This is a genomic window from Faecalibacterium sp. BCRC 81149 (assembly GCF_022750605.1).
Classification (GTDB): Bacteria; Bacillota; Clostridia; order Oscillospirales; family Ruminococcaceae; genus Faecalibacterium; species Faecalibacterium duncaniae.
On the sequence record NZ_QXJA01000018.1, the window covers coordinates 23,495 to 41,679 of the forward strand.

The 18,185-nt window shown below is 57.9% G+C and carries 16 protein-coding genes and 1 tRNA gene; 9 read left to right on the forward strand and 8 right to left on the reverse strand.

The genetic code is table 11. From position 1 onward, the window contains the following. The first annotated feature begins 226 nt into the window (after positions 1–226). Positions 227–1,528, forward strand: coding sequence for a Gfo/Idh/MocA family oxidoreductase (locus tag D3F01_RS14290; protein WP_242889363.1), 1,302 nt, complete (start codon positions 227–229; stop codon positions 1,526–1,528). Between the two features lie 69 nt (positions 1,529–1,597). On the opposite strand, the gene D3F01_RS14295 is transcribed toward D3F01_RS14290, so the two are convergent. Both D3F01_RS14295 and D3F01_RS14300 read right to left on the reverse strand, forming a co-directional pair. Beyond that, complete coding sequence (locus tag D3F01_RS14295) at positions 1,598–2,554, reverse strand: glycerophosphodiester phosphodiesterase family protein (RefSeq protein ID WP_242889365.1); 957 nt, start codon at positions 2,552–2,554, stop codon at positions 1,598–1,600. A 32-nt stretch (positions 2,555–2,586) separates the two neighbouring features. Beyond that, the gene (locus D3F01_RS14300; protein WP_242889366.1) at positions 2,587–4,020 is read right to left on the reverse strand and encodes a 6-phospho-beta-glucosidase; all 1,434 of its coding nucleotides are present in this window, start codon (positions 4,018–4,020) and stop codon (positions 2,587–2,589) included. Between the two features lie 311 nt (positions 4,021–4,331). Here D3F01_RS14300 and D3F01_RS14305 point away from each other — a divergent pair, with 311 nt between their 5' ends. Continuing rightward, on the forward strand, positions 4,332–5,201 hold the full coding sequence (locus D3F01_RS14305; RefSeq protein ID WP_117476371.1) for a phosphoribosylaminoimidazolesuccinocarboxamide synthase: 870 nt from the start codon (positions 4,332–4,334) through the stop codon (positions 5,199–5,201). Between the two features lie 152 nt (positions 5,202–5,353). On the opposite strand, the gene D3F01_RS14310 is transcribed toward D3F01_RS14305, so the two are convergent. Both D3F01_RS14310 and serC read right to left on the reverse strand, forming a co-directional pair. After that, positions 5,354–6,514 carry a phosphoglycerate dehydrogenase gene (locus D3F01_RS14310; RefSeq protein ID WP_242889368.1) on the reverse strand — a complete coding sequence of 387 codons (1,161 nt, stop codon included), beginning with the start codon at positions 6,512–6,514 and terminating at the stop codon, positions 5,354–5,356. 24 nt (positions 6,515–6,538) lie between these two features. Further along, on the reverse strand, positions 6,539–7,621 hold the full coding sequence (gene serC / locus D3F01_RS14315; RefSeq protein ID WP_242889370.1) for a 3-phosphoserine/phosphohydroxythreonine transaminase: 1,083 nt from the start codon (positions 7,619–7,621) through the stop codon (positions 6,539–6,541). Between the two features lie 315 nt (positions 7,622–7,936). Here serC and D3F01_RS14320 point away from each other — a divergent pair, with 315 nt between their 5' ends. The 5 genes from D3F01_RS14320 to D3F01_RS14340 all read left to right on the forward strand — a co-directional run bounded on the left by D3F01_RS14320 (position 7,937) and on the right by D3F01_RS14340 (position 14,666). Then, positions 7,937–8,359: a BlaI/MecI/CopY family transcriptional regulator gene (locus D3F01_RS14320; protein ID WP_242889371.1), complete on the forward strand. Its 423-nt coding sequence runs from the start codon at positions 7,937–7,939 to the stop codon at positions 8,357–8,359. Positions 8,360–8,697: 338 nt separating this feature from the next. Continuing rightward, on the forward strand, positions 8,698–9,864 hold the full coding sequence (gene rlmD / locus D3F01_RS14325) for a 23S rRNA (uracil(1939)-C(5))-methyltransferase RlmD (RefSeq protein WP_242889372.1): 1,167 nt from the start codon (positions 8,698–8,700) through the stop codon (positions 9,862–9,864). An 11-nt stretch (positions 9,865–9,875) separates the two neighbouring features. Beyond that, positions 9,876–10,985, forward strand: coding sequence for a GGDEF domain-containing protein (locus D3F01_RS14330; protein ID WP_242889373.1), 1,110 nt, complete (start codon positions 9,876–9,878; stop codon positions 10,983–10,985). A gap of 169 nt (positions 10,986–11,154) precedes the next feature. Continuing rightward, the gene (locus tag D3F01_RS14335) at positions 11,155–12,894 is read left to right on the forward strand and encodes an ABC transporter ATP-binding protein (protein ID WP_347568006.1); all 1,740 of its coding nucleotides are present in this window, start codon (positions 11,155–11,157) and stop codon (positions 12,892–12,894) included. Beyond that, positions 12,891–14,666: an ABC transporter ATP-binding protein gene (locus D3F01_RS14340; RefSeq protein ID WP_242889374.1), complete on the forward strand. Its 1,776-nt coding sequence runs from the start codon at positions 12,891–12,893 to the stop codon at positions 14,664–14,666. Before D3F01_RS14335 ends, D3F01_RS14340 begins: the two co-directional genes overlap by 4 nt. Before the next feature lie 44 nt (positions 14,667–14,710). Here D3F01_RS14340 and D3F01_RS14345 read toward each other — a convergent pair whose 3' ends face one another. Continuing rightward, entirely contained in the window at positions 14,711–15,646 is a 936-nt protein-coding gene (locus tag D3F01_RS14345) for an FKBP-type peptidylprolyl isomerase (RefSeq protein WP_242889375.1), read from the reverse strand. Between the two features lie 15 nt (positions 15,647–15,661). Further along, a complete protein-coding gene (locus D3F01_RS14350; protein ID WP_097770026.1) occupies positions 15,662–16,036 on the reverse strand; it encodes a DUF3592 domain-containing protein in 375 nt (124 codons plus the stop codon). Between the two features lie 220 nt (positions 16,037–16,256). Between D3F01_RS14350 and D3F01_RS14355 the strand changes: the two genes are divergently transcribed. Together D3F01_RS14355 and D3F01_RS14360 are read left to right on the forward strand one after the other, a co-directional pair. Then, positions 16,257–16,343, forward strand: a tRNA-Leu gene (locus D3F01_RS14355). A 174-nt stretch (positions 16,344–16,517) separates the two neighbouring features. Next, the gene (locus D3F01_RS14360) at positions 16,518–16,769 is read left to right on the forward strand and encodes a DUF6061 family protein (protein WP_242889376.1); all 252 of its coding nucleotides are present in this window, start codon (positions 16,518–16,520) and stop codon (positions 16,767–16,769) included. A 44-nt stretch (positions 16,770–16,813) separates the two neighbouring features. Here D3F01_RS14360 and D3F01_RS14365 read toward each other — a convergent pair whose 3' ends face one another. Together D3F01_RS14365 and D3F01_RS14370 are read right to left on the reverse strand one after the other, a co-directional pair. Continuing rightward, positions 16,814–17,515 (reverse strand): 2Fe-2S iron-sulfur cluster-binding protein, encoded by a 702-nt coding sequence (locus D3F01_RS14365; RefSeq protein ID WP_242889377.1) that lies wholly within the window; start codon positions 17,513–17,515, stop codon positions 16,814–16,816. Continuing rightward, a partial coding sequence (locus D3F01_RS14370; protein WP_242889378.1) for an FAD-binding protein occupies positions 17,512–18,185 on the reverse strand: 674 nt, incomplete at its 5' end. The genes D3F01_RS14365 and D3F01_RS14370, both read right to left, overlap by 4 nt.

Below are 18,185 nucleotides of genomic sequence, written 5' to 3' on the forward strand. Positions count from 1 at the left end.
GTTCTTTTTGGAATTGCAACATTTTTTGATACAAAACGCACAAAAGATTTTCTCATTTTTGAGCGTGATTGTTGCACAATATCCACAAAGATGCGATTATTCTTCCTTTTGTCATGGTGCGGGATGAAATGTCATGCTCCTTCACCTTGACGATTCCGGCACAAAAAGATATGCTGGAAACAAAATTGGAATCGGAATCCATTCAAAAGAAAGGAAGAGAGAAACTATGAGTAAGCAGATCACAGCCATCATCGTGGGCGCGGGCCATCGGGCGATCCTGTACAGCCTGTATGCGCTGGAACACCCGGACGAGCTGAAGATCGTGGGCGTAGCAGATCCGGATCCGATCCGGCGGAAAAAGGTTGCGGAGATGCATGGCTTCGGGGAGGAAATGTGCTTCAGGAACGCTGAGGAGCTGGCAGAAAGGCCTAAGCTGGCAGACGCGGTGATCAATGGAACCATGGACCGCCAGCATGTGCCCACTGCGGTTCCGCTCCTGCGTGCAGGATATGATATGCTGCTGGAAAAGCCCTTCGCGATCAGCGAGGAGGAAGTAAACTATTTATATAAGGTGGTAAAAGAGACCGGGCGGAAGGTGATGATCTGCCACGTTCTGCGGTATGCGCCCTTCTATGTCGCAATCAAGCAGAGACTGCTGAGCGGGGAGATCGGTGACATTATCAATATTCAGGCCACAGAACATGTCAGCTACCATCATCTGGCCGTCTCCTTTGTGCGCGGCAAATGGGGCAACGAGGAAAAATGCGGGGCTCCGATGCTGCTGGCAAAGTGCTGCCATGACATGGATCTCATTATGTGGCTGAAGAGCGGCGTTTCGCCCAAACAGATCGCTAGCTTTGGAAGTGACTTCCAGTTTGATCCTGCCAAAAAGCCCGCAGGGGCAGGCAAGCGCTGCCTGGTGGATTGCCAGTGCGAGGAGACCTGTTTGTACTCTGCCAAAAAGCATTATCTGGATCACCCGGATCGGTGGGCGTTCTATGTATGGGACTGCCTGGAGAATATTGAGAATCCGACGCTGGAGGACAAGCGCAAGTCGCTGATGACAGACAATATCCATGGACGCTGTGTGTGGGATTGTGAACATACGGTGGTGGATCATCAATCGGTGCTGATGAATTTTGCGGATGGTGCAACTGCGACCCTGAACATGATCGGCGGCACCGCGAAGCCGGAGCGCAATATCCATATCATTGGTACGAAGGGTGAGATCAAGGGCGTGTTTGACGATTCGGTTTTCACTGTGCGCACCATAGATACCGCCAGCGAGAAGGGCTGGAACGAGGAAGTGGTAGACCTGAAGATCGGTGGAGATAAGAGCGGCATGACAGGCTCTCATGGCGGCGGCGACCTGCGGCTGGTGGAGGACTTTGTTCATGTGCTTCAGGGCGAGGAGCCTTCCATCTCCTGCACGACGATCAAAGATTCGATCAATGGGCATCTGGGGGTCTTCTGCGCAGAGCGTGCTCGCAAGGAGAGCGCCGTCATACCGATGCCAGACATCAGATAATGCGGTGCTGACATAGAAAACGTCCCCGTGCAGTTTTGATATCCTGCACGGGGACGTTTTGTGATCTTTTTATTTCCTCATTTCCGCATTCACCCATTCCCGCACGCGGTCAGGCCGGTTGGTGACAATGCAGTCAGGGCCAAGGGGCAGCAGGGAACGGACAGCGTCCTGGGTGTCCACGGTCCAGAACGCGGCCTGAATGCCCATGGCGTGGAGCTGGTTCACAAGCTCGGGGTTGGAATAGGCGGTGTGGTACTCGCAGCTGACGATGTCCACAGGGAAATCCAGCGTTTTGATGTAGGCAGCCACATCTGCCTGCTCCTCCAGATGACCGATGACCTGCTCCACGGTCTCGCCGGGGAAGTTGGCGCGGAGCATATCGACCTTGTCGGCCACAGTGCGGTAGATGAGATTGTTCCGCAGGTCGATGCAGTTTTCCTGGCTGAAGGGCTCGTCCATGCTGTTCACAAGACCCAGATCCTTCCACACCACCGGCGGAGGCAGCACCATGCTGAGGAAAGCGCCGTAGGTCAGTGCGCCTACCTTCAGCTCAGGCATCAGCTGCTTTGCCTGCCGCAGCTGGGAGTGGTGGAAGGAGATGAGGGTGAGCCGGTCGGTGAGCCCGGCGGCGCGGACCGCATCCAGCACCCGGGGCACAAAGTCGGGGTCGTCCTGCAGTGGGCTTTTCAGTTCCAGCTGCACCTGCGTGCCCTCCATGCCGGCGCAGAGCTCCAGCGCTTCCTGCAGCGTGGCGATCCTCTCGTTGGCGTAGATGGCATCTTTCCAGCTGCCAAAATCCAGGGTCTTCAGCTCGCCCATGGTCAGGTCGTAGATCTGGCCGGAGATGTCGGTGTGCATATCCACCATATAGTCGTGGTGAATGACCAGCTCGTTGTCGTAGGTCTTCTGTACATCCATTTCCACGCCGTCCGCGCCAATCTCCATCGCCTTGCGGAAGGCGACCAGCGTGTTCTCAGGGGCCAGATAGGATGCACCGCGGTGCGCAATGATTTGGGGTGTCGTCATCTTGTGCTATGATTCCTTTCCTCACAGTTGGCTCAGGCCAGATCTTCGCCGTCGGAGGCGATGACCTTTTTATACCAGTAGAAGCTGTCCTTCCGGCTGCGGGCCAGCGTGCCCTTGCCTTCGTTGTCCTTGTCCACATAGATGAAGCCGTACCGCTTCTTCATCTCGCCGGTGGAAGCACTGACCAGGTCGATGGGGCCCCAGGTGGTGTAGCCCAGCAGGGGCAGGCCATCCTCGTTGATGGCCTTTTCCATCTGCTCAATGTGGGCCCGCAGGTAGTCGATGCGGTAGGTGTCGTGGATGGAACCATCTGCTTCCACCTTGTCCACCGCACCCAGACCATTCTCCACGATGAAGAGCGGTTTCTGGTAGCGGTCATACAGGCTGTTCATGGTGATGCGCAGGCCCACCGGGTCGATGGCCCAGCCCCAATCGCTGGCCTTGAGGTAGGGGTTCTTGACGGCATCCATGATGGCATTGCCGCTGGCCTTGTTCATCAGTTCGGGGTCCACAGTGGTGCAGCGGCTGGAATAGTAGCTGAAGGAGATGAAGTCCACAGTGCCCTCTTTCAGCAGCTGCTCGTCGCCCGGCTCCATCTGCAGGGTGATGCCTGCACGTTCCATCCGTTTTTTGGCCCAGACAGGGTATTCGCCGCGGGACTGGACATCAATGAAGAAGTAGTTGTCGCGGTCAGCCTCGGCAGCGGCCTGCACATCGGCAGGGGCGCAGGTGCGGGGGTAGAACTGACCGGCGGCCAACATACAGCCCACCATGGCATCGGGCATGATGGCATGGGCCAGTTTGACGGCCTTCGCGCTGGCCACCAGCTCGTGGTGAGCGGCCTGATACTTGACCTGCTGCACGTTCTCGCCGGGCACAAAGAGCAGACCGGCTCCCATAAAGGGCATGTGGAGCAGCATGTTGATCTCGTTGAAGGTCAGCCAGTACTTGACCTTGCCCCGGAAGCGCTGGAACAGCACCTCACAGTAGTGAGCGTAGGCATCCACCATCCGGCGGTCTTTCCAGCCGCCGTACTTTTTGATCAGGGCAATGGGGGTATCAAAGTGGCACAGGGTCACCAGCGGCTCAATGCCGTACTTGTGGCACTCATCAAAGAGTTCCTCATAGAAGCGCAGGCCCTCTTCGTTGGGCTGCGCGTCATCGCCGTTGGGCAGGATGCGGGTCCAGGCAATGGACAGGCGGTAGCAGCGGAAGCCCATCTCGGCAAAGAGCTTGATGTCCTCCTTGAAGTGGTGGTACATGTCAATGGCTTCGTGGGAGGGGTAGAAGTGCTCGGCATCGCAGTCCAGCATCTTCAGCTGGCCCAGCGCCACGGGGAAGCGGTCGGGGCCAAAGGGCACCACGTCCACGCTGGACAGGCCGCGTCCGCCCTCGTTGTAAGCGCCCTCGCACTGGTTGGCGGCAGTGGCACCGCCCCACAAAAAGTCTTTCGGGAATTTGCCCATAGGTCTTACCTCCTGATGCAGTTGAATTCTGATGATTCAATGATACCATGTTCTGCGCCGCTGTCAACCGGGAAAGTATGACTTTAGCCGTCAATTCGACGAAAAATGTTGCTGATTTTTGACACTTTTCACGAAGAAATCGAAAATTGCGAGCGATTTTCCTTGGAATCTGTTTCTTCCAAACGGACAGTAAGTGTGATAGACTGAATAGGTAAACGGAAAACGGCTCACCCTGCCCTTCGTTGCTTTGCAATGCCGGAGCGGGCGAGGACGTTGATGAAAGAGCTATCAGGAAAAATGGAGTGTTTGCTATGACTGAATTCAAGCCCATCAAGGAAGGCAAAGTCCGCGAGATCTATGACAATGGCGACAGCCTCATTATGGTTGCCACCGATCGTATCTCTGCATTTGATGTGATCCTGAAAAATAAAGTGACCAACAAGGGCAAGGTGCTGACCCAGATGAGCAGATTCTGGTTCGACTACACCAAGGATGTTTTGCCCAACCACATGCTGAGCGTGGATACCGCCGATATGCCCGAGTTCTTCCGCACGCCTGCCTTTGAGGGCCGGAGCATGAAGTGCCGCAAGCTGGCCATGCTGCCCATCGAGTGCATCGTGCGCGGCTACATCACCGGCAGCGGCTGGGCCAGCTACCAGCAGAACGGCACCGTCTGCGGCATCCGTCTGCCCGAGGGCCTGCAGGAATCCCAGCAGCTGCCCGAGCCCATCTACACTCCTTCCACCAAGGCTGAGATCGGCGACCACGATGAGAACATCAGCTACGAAAAGAGCATTGAGGTGCTGGAAAAGCAGTTCCCCGGCCATGGCGAGGACTACGCCACCAAGCTGCGGGACTATACCATTGCTCTGTACAAGAAGTGCGCCGCGTATGCCCTGAGCCGCGGCATCATCATTGCCGACACCAAGTTCGAGTTTGGTCTGGATGAGAATGGCAACGTGGTGCTGGGCGATGAGATGCTCACCCCCGATTCCAGCCGCTTCTGGCCGCTGGAGGGCTATGAGGCCGGCCACGGTCAGCCCTCTTTCGATAAGCAGTTCGTCCGCAACTGGCTCAAGGCCAATCCCGACAGCAACTACGATCTGCCTCAGGATGTCATCGACAAGACCATTGCCAAGTACGAGGAAGCTTATGAGCTCCTGACCGGCAAGAAGCTGTAAACACTCTGATCTTCTTTCTCCCCTCTGCTGTATAATGGCAGGGGGGATTTTTTGTGTCAACGGCTTCCCCCGGAGGGACGGTGGGGTGTTCCACAAAAAATCCCCCCGCCCATGAACAGATGGGGCGAGGGGAAAGCTAAGGGTTGGCAGTGTTACAGGATGCGCACCCGGATGACAGCAGGGATGGCGGCCAGCTTCTCAGCCAGCCTGCCGTCCACGGCACCGGTCGCGTCCAGCATGGTGTAAGCCATGTTCTTTTTGCTCTTGTTCACCATGTTTTCAATGTTCAGGCCCGCTTCGGTGGTCAGGGCGGTGATCTGGCTGATCATGCCGGGCTCGTTCTTGTGGATGATGCAGATGCGCTTGCCGCCTGCACGGGGCTGATGCACCTCGGGCATGTTCACCGAGTGGGTGATGTTGCCGTTCTTGAGGTAATCGCTGATCTCCTGCACGGCCATTGCGGCACAGTTGTCCTCGGCCTCCGGCGTGGAAGCACCCAGATGCGGGGTGCAGACGATGCCGGGCTTGCCCAGAATGGCCTCAGTGGGGAAGTCGGTCATGTAGCCGGAGACCTTGCCCGTCTCCATGGCCTCCAGCAGGGCTGCGGTGTTCACCAGCTCACCGCGGGCATAGTTCAGGATCTTCACGCCGTCCTTGCACAGGGCAAGGGTCTGGGTGTTGATGGTATCCTTGGTGGTGGGCAGATAGGGAACATGGATGGTGATGTAGTCGCACAGGGGGAGCATGTCGTTCAGGTTCACGCAGTGGTGGACCTGGCTGGACAGGTTCCAGGCGGCATCAATGGAGATGTAGGGATCGTAGCCGTAGACCTCCATGCCCAGCTCAATGGCGCAGTTGGCCACCCGGGAACCGATGGCACCCAGACCGATGACACCCAGCGTCTTGCCTTTGATCTCGTTGCCCACGAACTTTTTCTTGCCCTTTTCCACGGTCTTGGCCATGGCGGGATCGCCGGTCAGGCCCTGGCACCACTGGGCGGCGGCGGCCACATTGCGGCTGCCTGCGATCAGCATCCCAATGACCAGCTCAGCCACGGCGTTGGCGTTGGCACCGGGGGTGTTGAACACCACGATGCCCTGCTCCGAGCAGCGATCCAGCGGGATGTTGTTCACACCGGCACCGGCACGGGCAATGGCCAGCAGGTTGTCGTTGAAGGTGGTGTTCAGCAGGTCGGCGCTGCGCACCAGAATGCCATCGGGGGCATCGGTGTCCACCGAAACATCAAACAGGTTCTTGTTCAGCTTTGCCAGGCCCACCGGGCTGATGGCGTTCAGGGTCTTGATCGTAAACATACTTTCCTATCTCCTATACACAAATCAGGCATTTGCCTTGCGGAATTTCTCCATGAAGTCCACCAGCTTCTCTACGCCTTCGGTGGGCATTGCATTATAAATGGAAGCGCGCATACCGCCCACCAGACGGTGGCCCTTCAGGTTGACAAAACCGGCTTCGGCGGCCTCGGCGCAGAACTTCTTGTCCATGTCGGGGTCAGGGCTGGTAAAGGTGACGTTCATCGTGCTGCGGTAACGGTGCTCCACAGGGTTGTGGAAGAACTCCTGACCGTCCAGATAATCGTACAGGATCCTGGCCTTAGCTTCGTTGATCTTCTGCATGTTTTCCAGACCGCCGATGTCGTTTTCCAGATACTTGAGCACCAGACCGGTCATATAGATGCACCAGCAGGGGGGCGTGTTGTACATGCTGTCCTTGGCCAGCAGGGTGGTGTAGTTCATCATGGTGGGCACGATGTCGGCGGCGTGGCCCAGCAGGTCGTCCCGGACAATGGCGATGGCCATGCCGGCGGGGGCTACGTTCTTCTGCACGCCAAAGTAGATGCAGCCGTACTTGTTCACATCCACAGGTTTGGAGAGGATCATCGAGCTCATGTCCGCCACCAGCGGCACACCCTCCACCTGAGGTACCTCAACGTACTGGGTGCCGAAGATGGTGTTGTTCTGGCAGATGTGGATGTAGCTTGCGTCCTTGTCGTAGTCGATGGCGTTGACATCGGGGATGTAGGTGAAGTTCTTGTCCTTGCTGGAAGCAACGATCTTCACCTCGCCGAACTTGGCGGCCTCCTTGGCAGCCAGGTTCGAGAAATTGCCGGTGACCAGATAATCGGCCTTGCCGGTGGTCATAAAGTTCAGGGGTACCATGGCAAACTGCTGGGTGGCACCACCCTGGAAGAAGCCGACCTTGTAGTTGTCAGGGATGTTCATCACCCGGCGCAGGGTGGCTTCGGTTTCAGTGATGATGGCATCGAACCACTTGCTGCGATGGCTCATTTCCATCACGCTCTGGCCGGAATCGCCGTATTCCAGCAGCTCTGCCTGTGCCTGGCGGAGCACCTTTTCCGGTAACATGCTGGGGCCTGCGCTGAAGTTGTATACTCGTGCCATATGGAACTCTCCCTTTCCTATCCGTACCGCCGCTCTCATCTGCGGCAGGTGTGTGCTTGATTTGTCCGTAGTATACCGGTTCCGGGGGTGCAAAAACAAGAGCATCTTTGCACAAAGATGGGACTGTTCTGCCTGCCCTGAACGCACAAAACACACAACTGTCCTTGAACAAAGAACACTTTTTAAGACGAATGTAAAAGATAGCGGTTTTGCCGCATGGCTCCTCACTTTTACTGCTTGCCTGTTTGTGCCGGGTGTGGTATAATCGTGTTAAAATAAGACAAATGTAAAAGCAAAAAATCGGAGGTGAAACCGGTGTATGGACTTTCAGACAGACTGAAACCACTCTCTGCCGCCGAGGAGCAGGTGCTGCTGGCGCTCTGGGACTGCCCCGCCCCGGCCACCCGGCGGGATATCAGCGAAAAGCTGACCGCCACCGGCTGGGCTCCGGCCACGGTGCTCAACTTTTTGTACCGTCTGGAGGAAAAGGGCTGGGTCAAGGGCGGCAAGGCGGGGAGCCAGAACACCTATCTGCCCACGGTCACCCGCCGGGCCTATTGCGTTGCGGCCATGCGCCAGCGGATGGACACCCTGTTCGGCGGCAGCCTGCCCGAAGCGGTCCGCGCCCTTGCCAGCGAGAGCGGCGCTTCCCAGAGCCAGCTGGAACAGGCCATCCGGGTGCTGGAGGAGCAGCATGAGGAGGCAGAAGAATATGACCTGTACGATCCCTATGGGTGACGGAAAACGAAAAAGCTCCCATTACGGGAGCTTTTTCGTTGCATTCGGTCGAAAGATGTGTTAAAATCAAATGCGAAAAGGTACTGCACATAACGGCAGGCGGGGAGCCCACACTTCCGGAAGGAGGTGAGAGCAATGCCGATTACTTTGACGTTCCATATTTTTGGACTGGTATTTACCATCAAGGTGAAAAGCGAAAACCGCCACCCTGGCCGGTGACGGTTTTCTATGCAAATAGATAGCTAAAACCCTTCAGGGCTAACCGCTTGTCGCAGTGCCTTTTCTATTTGTAGTATAGTGATTTTTTTTTGTTTTGTCAAGTGGCGGAAGGATATACGATGGAGTGCAGATTGAAAGCAAAAAAATGCGGCGGCTGTCCGATGCTGGGGCTGGATTATGCCGAGCAGCTGAAACAAAAAGAGGCCGCTGTCCGTAAGCTGGTGGGAAAATACGGCCCGGTGGCTCCCATCCGGGGCGCGGAAAACCCCTGCCATTACCGCAATAAGGTGATCTCTACCTTTGCAGCGGGCCCCGGCGGGAAACTGGTGTCCGGCATCTATGCGGCAGGCACGCATAAAGTGCTGCCTGTGGAAAGCTGCCTGCTGCAGGACGAAGTGCTGGACACCGTGATGCAGGCGGTGCGGGCGGCGGTCAGCGCCTGCCGCTACCAGCCTTACAATGAGGACAAGGGCACCGGCCTGCTCCGCCACTGCCTGCTGCGGCGCGGTGTGGTGTCCGGGCAGGTGATGGTGGTATTGGTGACCGCCCAGCCGGTTCTGCCCGGGGCAAAAAACTTTGTCCGCGCCCTGCTGGCCGAAGCCGAAAAGCGCCATGTCCCCGTGACCACCGTGGTGCAGAACTACAACCCCCGCCGCACCAGCGTTGTGCTGGGCGAAGAGGAAAAGGTGCTCTACGGCAAGGGCTTCATTCTGGATACCCTCTGCGGCAAGACCTATGCCCTGAGCCCCCGGAGCTTCTACCAGATCAACCATGACCAGACCGAGGTGCTGTATGGTCTGGCTGTGGAAGCCGCCCGCCTGACCGGCAAAGAGGTGGTGCTGGATGCCTACTGCGGCATTGGCACCATCGGTCTGACCGCCAGCGGCAGGGCAAAGCAGGTGGTGGGCGTGGAGCTGAACCGGGACGCTGTCCGGGATGCCATCGGCAACGCAAGGCACAACAACGTGAAAAACGCCCGCTTCTTTGCCGCCGATGCCACCCAGTGGATCACGGAAGCAGCAGCTGCCGGGCAGAGGGCAGATGTTATTTTCATGGACCCGCCCCGCGAAGGCTCCACCCCCCAGTTCATCGAGAGCGTGGCCCGCATGGCCCCCAAACGGGTGGTCTATGTCAGCTGCAATCCTGAGACCATGGCCCGTGATCTTGCCCTCCTGACCGCCAAGGGCTACCGTGCCGAGGGTTTTACCCCTGTTGATCTCTTCCCCCAGACCGCCCATTGTGAGGTGGTCGGCGCGCTGACCAGATCACAGAAGTCCAAAGGGTGAAACAAGCCACGATGAATGGATATTTTTATGTATTAACGGCCATTGACCTTTTTGTGCTGAGCTTCATGTGCATCCTCACAAAGCTCAGCGAGTCCCTGAACAAAAAGCAAAAGCAGGGATTTTTCCTTGCTTTTGCGCTGATCGCGGCGATCTCGGTGCTGGAGGTGGTGACACTGGCGGTGGATGGAACCCCGGCGGGCTACCGCTGGCTGAACATCCTGTCCAACTATCTGGGGTTCGGCCTGTCCCCGGGGGTGTGTCTCTGCCTTGTGTATGTCATGGACCGGAAAAAGAGGATGAACCGCTGGTTCAGGGCGGCGGTGTGCTGCGAGGCGTGCTACCTGCTGTTCCTTGCTCTGTCCATCCCCGCCGGGCTGGTGTTCTCCGTCAGCGCCGACAACGTTTATTCCCGTGGGCAATACTTCTATATTTATATCATCCTGTATTTTGCGGCCATCGTGTATCTCTCGGTGTCCACCATTGTCACGGCGCGGGAATTTCAGAACCGCAGCCGGGCGCTGATCTACCCCCTGATGATCTTTCTGCTCATTGAGACCATCATTCAGGTGACACTGCCGGACCTCCACGTTACATGGCTGTGCGTTACCCTGTTGTCGGTGCTGTACTTTATCTACTGCAGCGAGATGTGGAACCAATTGGATGCCCTTACCGGGCTGCTGAATCAGAACAGCTATCTGAACCGCACTGCTGAGATGCGCCGCCGCGGCGGGGTGCTGGTGGTGTTCGATGTGGACGATTTCAAGCAGATCAACGACCGCTATGGCCACCTGCAGGGGGATCTCTGTCTGGCCGAGATCGGCCGCTGCATCAAAAAAGCCTATGCCCGCAGCGGCTACTGTTACCGCACCGGCGGCGACGAGTTCTGTGTTCTGATGGAAAATGCAGACCGGGAGGCCCAGTGCGCACAGGAGTTTGTGCGCCAGCTGGAACAGCGGCGAAAGGCCGTGGATTTTCTGCCCATGGTGTCCTTTGGTTCAGCTCCCTTTTTGGGGGAGGATGTGCTGGCTGTGAAGAATCGGGCCGATCAGGAAATGTACCGCCACAAAAAGGCCCGGAAGCCCGATGCCGCTCATTGTTCTCCGAATCATACCCTCCTATGAAAAGGGACTGCTGCACTGGGGTCTCCCCCTGTGCGGCAGTCCCTTTCCTTGTTCTGGCAGGGCACGGTGCGCAATGACGTGATTTGAACTGGCTTTTTTGCATTTCCTGTACTATAATAAAGAACTGTGAAGTTTACACCCGCTATCACTGGGAAAGGAGAATCACCCCTTGAATAAAATGCTTACCCACCTGAACGGCTACAAGCGCGAGGCTGTGCTTGCACCGCTGTTCAAGATGCTGGAAGCCACGTTCGACCTGTTTGTGCCGCTGGTCATGGCAGACATCGTCAACGTGGGCATTGCAGCACATGATTTCCACTATATCCTTGTGCGGTGCGGCATCCTGCTGCTGCTGGCCGTTGTGGGCCTTGCCTGCAGCCTGACGGCCCAGTATTTCTCGGCCAAGGCGGCGGTGGGCTATTCCACCTCCCTGCGCCATGCTCTATTTGAGCACATCCAGAGGCTTGGCTTTACCGAGATGGATACCATGGGCACCAGCACCCTCATCACCCGCATGACCAGTGACATCAATCAGGTGCAGAGCGGTCTGAACCTCTTCCTGCGCCTGTTCCTGCGCAGCCCGTTCGTGGTGGTTGGTGCCATGGTCATGGCGTTCACCGTGAATGTGCGGGCCGCCTGGATCTTTGTGGTCGCCATCCCGCTGCTGAGCGTGGTGGTGTTCGGGGTCATGGTCATCACCAACCCGCTGTACAAAACGGCCCAGGCCCGGCTGGACCGTGTGCTGGGCCTGACCCGCGAGAACCTGACCGGTGTGCGCGTGGTCCGCGCCTTTGATAAGGAGCAGAGCGAGATCGACCGCTTTGAGTCGGCCAACGACCTGCTGACCCGGATGCAGCTCCATGTGGGCCACATCTCCTCCCTGATGAGCCCGCTGACCTACGTCATCATCAATCTGGCCATCGTGGCTCTGCTCTATGTGGGCAGCATCGAGATCAATGTGGGCGGCATGGCCTCCGGCGATGTGATCGCGCTGGTGAACTACATGAACCAGATCCTGGTGGAGCTGGTCAAACTGGCGAACCTCATCGTGCAGGTGAGCAAGGCGCTGGCCTGTGCCGGCCGTGTGCAGGCTGTGCTGGACACCGAACCGGGCATGAAATTCCCCGTTGCACTCAAGGGTGAGGCACCTGCGGACAAGGCCGGGGACGCTGTGCGGTTCGACCATGTCAGCCTGACCTACGCCGGTGCCGGTGCCCCCAGCCTGACCGATATCAGTTTTACCGCAAAGCGCGGCCAGACCATTGGTGTCATCGGCGGCACGGGCAGCGGCAAATCCAGCCTCATCAACCTGATCCCCCGCTTCTATGATGCCACGGAGGGCACCGTGGAGATCCTGGGCCGTCCGGCGCAGGAGTACCCCCGCGCGGCTCTGCGCGGCAGTGTGGCGGTCGTGATGCAGAAAGCCCAGCTGTTTGGCGGCACCATCCGCTCCAACCTGCTGTGGGGCAACAAAAACGCGGCGGACGCTGATCTGTGGGCCGCACTGGAGACTGCGCAGGCTGCGGATTTTGTCAGGGCAAAGCCCCTTGGGCTGGACGAGCCTGTGGAGCAGGGCGGCCGGAACCTGTCCGGCGGCCAGAAGCAGCGCCTGACCATTGCCCGTGCGCTGGTGGGCAAGCCCGAGATCCTGATCCTGGACGACAGCGCCAGCGCGCTGGATTACGCCACCGATGCGGCCCTGCGCAAGGCACTGGCCGCTCTGCCCGGTGACCTGACCGTGTTCATCGTGAGCCAGCGTGCCGCCAGCCTGCAGCACGCCGACCAGATCATCGTGCTGGATGACGGCAGGATGGTGGGCCTGGGCAGGCACGCCGATCTGCTGAAGACCTGCCCCGTTTACGAGGAGATCTACGCCAGCCAGTTCAAGAAAGGGGATGCGCAGAAATGAGTGCAAAAGCAAAGAGTAAGCTGACCCCGGAACAGCGCAACGCAACGCTTCGGCGTGTGCTGGAAAAGATCCGCCCTTACGGCTTTTTTGTGGTGTGCAGTCTGATCGTGGCCGCTGTGAGCGTGGCTGCCCAGCTGTATATCCCCATCCTCTGCGGCAGCGCCATTGATATGATGCTGGGCAAGGGGAATGTGGACTTCAACGGTGTTCTGCGCATCGTGGTGGAAATCGTGATCGTGGCCGTGGTGGCTGCATTTGCCCAGTGGCTGCTGAGTGTCTGCAACAACCGCATCACCTTCTCGGTCAGCCGGGACCTGCGCAACGCCGCGCTCCGTAAGATCCAGACCCTGCCGCTCTCTTATCTGGACAGCCACCCCTCCGGCGATATCGTCAGCCGCATGGTCGCCGATGTGGACACCTTTGCGGACGGCCTGCTCATGGGCTTTACCCAGCTGTTCAGCGGTGTGCTGACCATCTTTGGCACCCTGCTGTTCATGCTCGGTGAGAATGTGCCCATCACGCTGGTGGTGGTCTGCATCACCCCGCTGAGCCTGGTGGTGGCAAGCTTCCTTGCCAAGCGCAGCTACAAGTATTTCCAGGGCCAGAGCACCGTGCGCGGTGAGCAGACTGCCCTGGTCAACGAGATGATCGAGGGCCAGAAGGTCGTGCAGGCCTTTGGCCATGAGGCCGAGAGTCTTGCCGCCTTTGACGAGGTGAATGGCCGCCTGCAGAGCGTGAGCCTGAAGGCCATCTTTTTCTCCAGCATGACCAACCCCGCTACCCGCTTTGTGAACAACATCGTTTATGCAGGTGTCGGTCTGGTGGGTGCCGTTTACGCTGTGGCAGGCGGCATCACCATCGGCCAGCTGAGCATCTTCCTGAACTATGCCAACCAGTACACCAAGCCCTTCAACGAGATCTCCGGCGTGGTCACCGAGCTGCAGAACGCACTGGCCTGCGCGGCCCGTGTGTTCGAGCTGCTGGATGCCGAGGACCAGGTGCCCGAGGCGGAGAACGCCAAGGTGCTGGAGACCGACGGCCATGTGGAGCTGAAGGACGTTTCCTTCCGCTACCTGCCGGACCGCCCCCTCATCGAGGGCCTGGATCTGGATGTGAAGCCCGGCCAGCGCATCGCCATCGTCGGCCCCACCGGCTGCGGCAAGACCACCCTCATCAACCTGCTCATGCGGTTCTATGATGTCAACGGCGGCTCCATTGAGGTGGCCGGGAATGATATCCGCACCCTGACCCGCGCCTCCCTGCGCGGAAGCTACGGCATGGTGCTGCAGGAGACCTGGCTGCGTGCCGGTACTGTGCGGGAGAACATTGCCTACGGCAAGCCCGATGCCACTGAGGAAGAGATCGTTGCCGCCGCCAAAGCGGCCCACGCCGACAGCTTCATCCGCCGCCTGCCCAAGGGTTACGATACCGTCATTGCTGAGGACGGCGGCAACATCAGTCAGGGCCAGAAGCAGCTGCTCTGCATCGCCCGCGTGATGCTCTGCCTGCCTCCCATGCTGATTCTGGACGAGGCGACCTCCTCCATCGACACCCGCACCGAGGTGCGCATCCAGGCTGCCTTTGCCCGGATGATGCAGGGCCGCACCAGCTTTATTGTGGCCCACCGCCTGTCCACCATCCGTGAGGCCGATGTCATCCTGGTGATGAAGGATGGCCATATCGTGGAGCAGGGCGACCACGACACCCTGCTGGCGCAGGGCGGCTTCTATGCCAAGCTCTATAACAGCCAGTTCGAGGGCGTGGAGACCTGAAAAAACAAAAAATGGGAGATGCCAACAGCGGCATCTCCCATTTTTTATGCGATGGTTTCCAGCACCGGTTCCTCCGGCGGGGGAAGCAGGGTGGAGTGGGCTTCCATGAACTCTGCCGCCCGCTGGCTGGCAATGCCCTGCCGCACCTTGCGGAAATCGTTGGCAGGGAAGGTGCGCTCACCTTTCCAGTGCGCCAGTGCGGCCTCCACCTCGGCATCGGTGGGCCAGAGGTGTTCCTGCTCGGCCACCATCAGAAGGCCCAGACTGCCCCGCAGCTTCTGCTCTGCCTGTGCGTGAAGCTCAGTGCGGAACTGCTCCACGGTCTGGCCCCGCACCTTGAGGTACTGGTCAAAGTTGACGTTGTTGGCCTGCAGCCGCAGGTTGAAGTTCCGCTGCTCGGCAAAATAGTTGCCGGAGACCAGGTCCTTGGGCAGGGGGCCCCTGACACAGCCGCCCAGCTGGAAGATAAGTTCCCGGCGGGCCAGTGCTCTGGCCTGCGCACAGCGCTGGGAATAGAGCTCCCGTGCCACCTGCTGGCGCAGGGCTGCTTTGCCTGCGGTATCGGCGGCGCGGTCTTCATCGCCGTGGCGGGTGTTCACTTCCAGCTCAATGCTCACCTGCCGGATGGGCCGGGGCTGGATGGGCTGGGTGAAGCCGGTGTAACGCTCCAGTTCCAGCGGCGGCAGGCAGTAGAACTCTGCCCCCGCCCGGAAGCCTTCGGCCCGGTTGACGGCCAGCAGCTCAAAATCCGGATCGGTCACGGGAACCAGATGCTCTTTTTCCACAAGCTCCTGATATAATGTGGAAAAACCGGTCAGGATAGCCCGGTTCACGGCGGCGGTCAGCAGGTCCTCTTCCGCCTGCGGTGGGTTCTCTGCGGCCTGCTCGGCCTGAATGGCCGCTTCCAGCTCCTCGGCGCTGGCGGAAAATACCACCCGGCAGTCCCCGGGCTGGGGCATTCCTACATGTTCCAATACCATTGCGGTGACCTCCTCTCAGCGGCTAAAGCTGACCATCAGTGCCAGCAGCACAACGGCCAGACAGAAATAGAGGATCTCGGCCCCCAGAACGGAGCGGTCGCCCTCCACATACATCTTTTCGGGATCTTCGGGGTCGTAGTACAGCGTGACCGTTTCCCCGCTGGCAAAGCCCTTGCTCTTGGCGGCTTTGGGGTAGTGCAGGCGGTGGCTGCCGCCCTCGGTCTCGAACTCAAGCAGATAAGCCGTGCCGTCCCGGCTCTGAACGGTGCCTGCCACCCGGGCCTCCACACGCTGGCCCTTCTGCTGTAAGCGGCGGCGCTGCAGCACACTGCGCAGGCCCATGTAGAACATGATGCCCGCGCCGATGATAAAGATCAGAACATTGAACATTCAGTTTCCCTCATTCCGTCATTACTCGCCCGGCGGCATACAGGCCGGACGGTCAGCTTTTATTGTACCATATTCCGGCCCAAATGCCCCTGTACGGAGTGCCCGAAATTTAGAGCATTTTTTTGTCGAACAATTTTGAAAATAGTGCTTGACTTTTCTTGTGGCTGTGGTATAATAATTAACGTTCCGAGCCGAACGGCCTACGAACAAAACAGAATATGCGGATATGGCGGAATTGGCAGACGCGTTAGATTCAGGTTCTAATCGGGGCAACTCGGTGGAGGTTCAAGTCCTCTTATCCGCACCAAACCATGAAAATCCGAACCTTTTCTCGATAGGAGAAGGGTTCGGATTTTTTGTTTTCTTCGGAAACGAAAACAAGGGCTCTTCCCTGACGGCTGTGTGTCCAAAACCTTATCAGAAGAACCGTATAACAAAAGTCACAACTGTAAAGGTGCCGTAAGGCAGAAAGGACACAAGCATGAAGTACGATGCAAGAGCCTGCCATTTCAACATGGATACCGGCTGCGTGGAGCTGCTGCTCCGGGATGGGAGAATGATCTCCATTGACTGCACTGGGGTCGAGGATGAATTGGACGTGACCATGGCGCAGAGGTCGGAGTTGGAGTATCTCATCTACAATGACCCGTTTGGCTATGCAGACTTGATTCTGAACGGCGAACCAGAGGAGTATCTGAAGAATGTGGCGGGAAGTCACGGATTAGAAGATTAAGCATAAAAGGGTATGCGGCTATAAACCGCATACCCTTTTACACTTTATCGCTTCCAGACCGCTGCGGCATTGGAACGTGACATCAGTTCTTCGACCGGGATTCCGGCTGGGCAGATGTCCTGGCACGCAAGAGATTTTCCGCAGCCTTCAAAATAAAGCTGACGATACGCATTTGCGAGTTCTGTCCGATGGGCAATATCCTGTTCTTCGTTCAGAATACGGTAAGCGTTGACGGGCAGAACAGCTCCGGCAAATTCGCTGTTCGGGTCAAAGTTCGGGCAGACCTCCAGACAGCAGCCGCAGAGCAGACACTTAGCAGATTGATACCGCTGGCTGTGCGTATAGCTGGTCTGGAACGCATCTCCTTCCAGCCACAGCTTTGTCCGTTTCAGTGCTTCAAAGATCACGGAACGGTCTACGACCAGATCTTTCACCAGCGGGAATTTGCTCAAAGGCTCCAAAGTAACAACGCTTCCCTTGCAGTCACGCAGAAAAACGGAACAGGCAAGACGAGGCAGACCGTTGATCCGCATGGCACAGGCACCGCACTTGCGTATCATGCAGCCGCATTCCCACGCAATGGGGGAAACGACCGTTCCGTTCTTTTCACACAGAGGGCTGCGGTGATTCAGCTCGTTCAACACCGAAGCAATCGAGGTGTCCGCACTTCCCTCAAAGGTAAACTCCTGCCAGCAGGGAGAAGCCTGCGGGTTTTCCTGCCGTTTGATTCGGATGGTGTAGTTCATAAATCATACCGCCTTTCCGGGATGGATTTAAAGCTGATGGCGATATGCTGCCCGTTCCAGTGTGCCACGGTGGTTTTGCAGTAAACGGCATCATTGCGTTGTGGATAATCTGCCCGCCAGTGCGCGCCCCGGCTTTCTTTTCGGGCAAGGGCGCTTTCCAGCATGGCACGACCCAGAAGCGGAAGTGTGCCGGACAACTTGCGGATTTCCTGAACGCCCGTTTCCAATGTCTGCGTATCCCGCACGACACCGAGTGCGTTCAACAGAATACGATTCATCTGCATTTGAGCATCCGGGGAAAGATCGGGCAGAAGGGGTTCTTCGGCACAGGGCATATTGGGGGAGCCGGCTGCTTCCTGACAGGCAGTTTCCGCAGCGATCTGCCCTCCATAGATCGCACCCAGAAGGGAATTTCCACCCAGACGGTTTGCGCCGTGGTACTGAGCGCAGCATTCACCGGCAGCGTACAGATTCCGCATCGAAGTGCGGTGCCGCTCGTCCACCTGAATGCCGCCCATAAAGTAATGGATACCCGGCAAAATTGGAATGGGTTCTTTGCGAATATCTTTGTGCAGATAGGTCTGACAATCATCCACCAGTCCGGCAAGTTTATGTTCCATGACTTCCTTGGGGAGTTCTGTCATGTCGAGGAACACCTCATAATCACGGC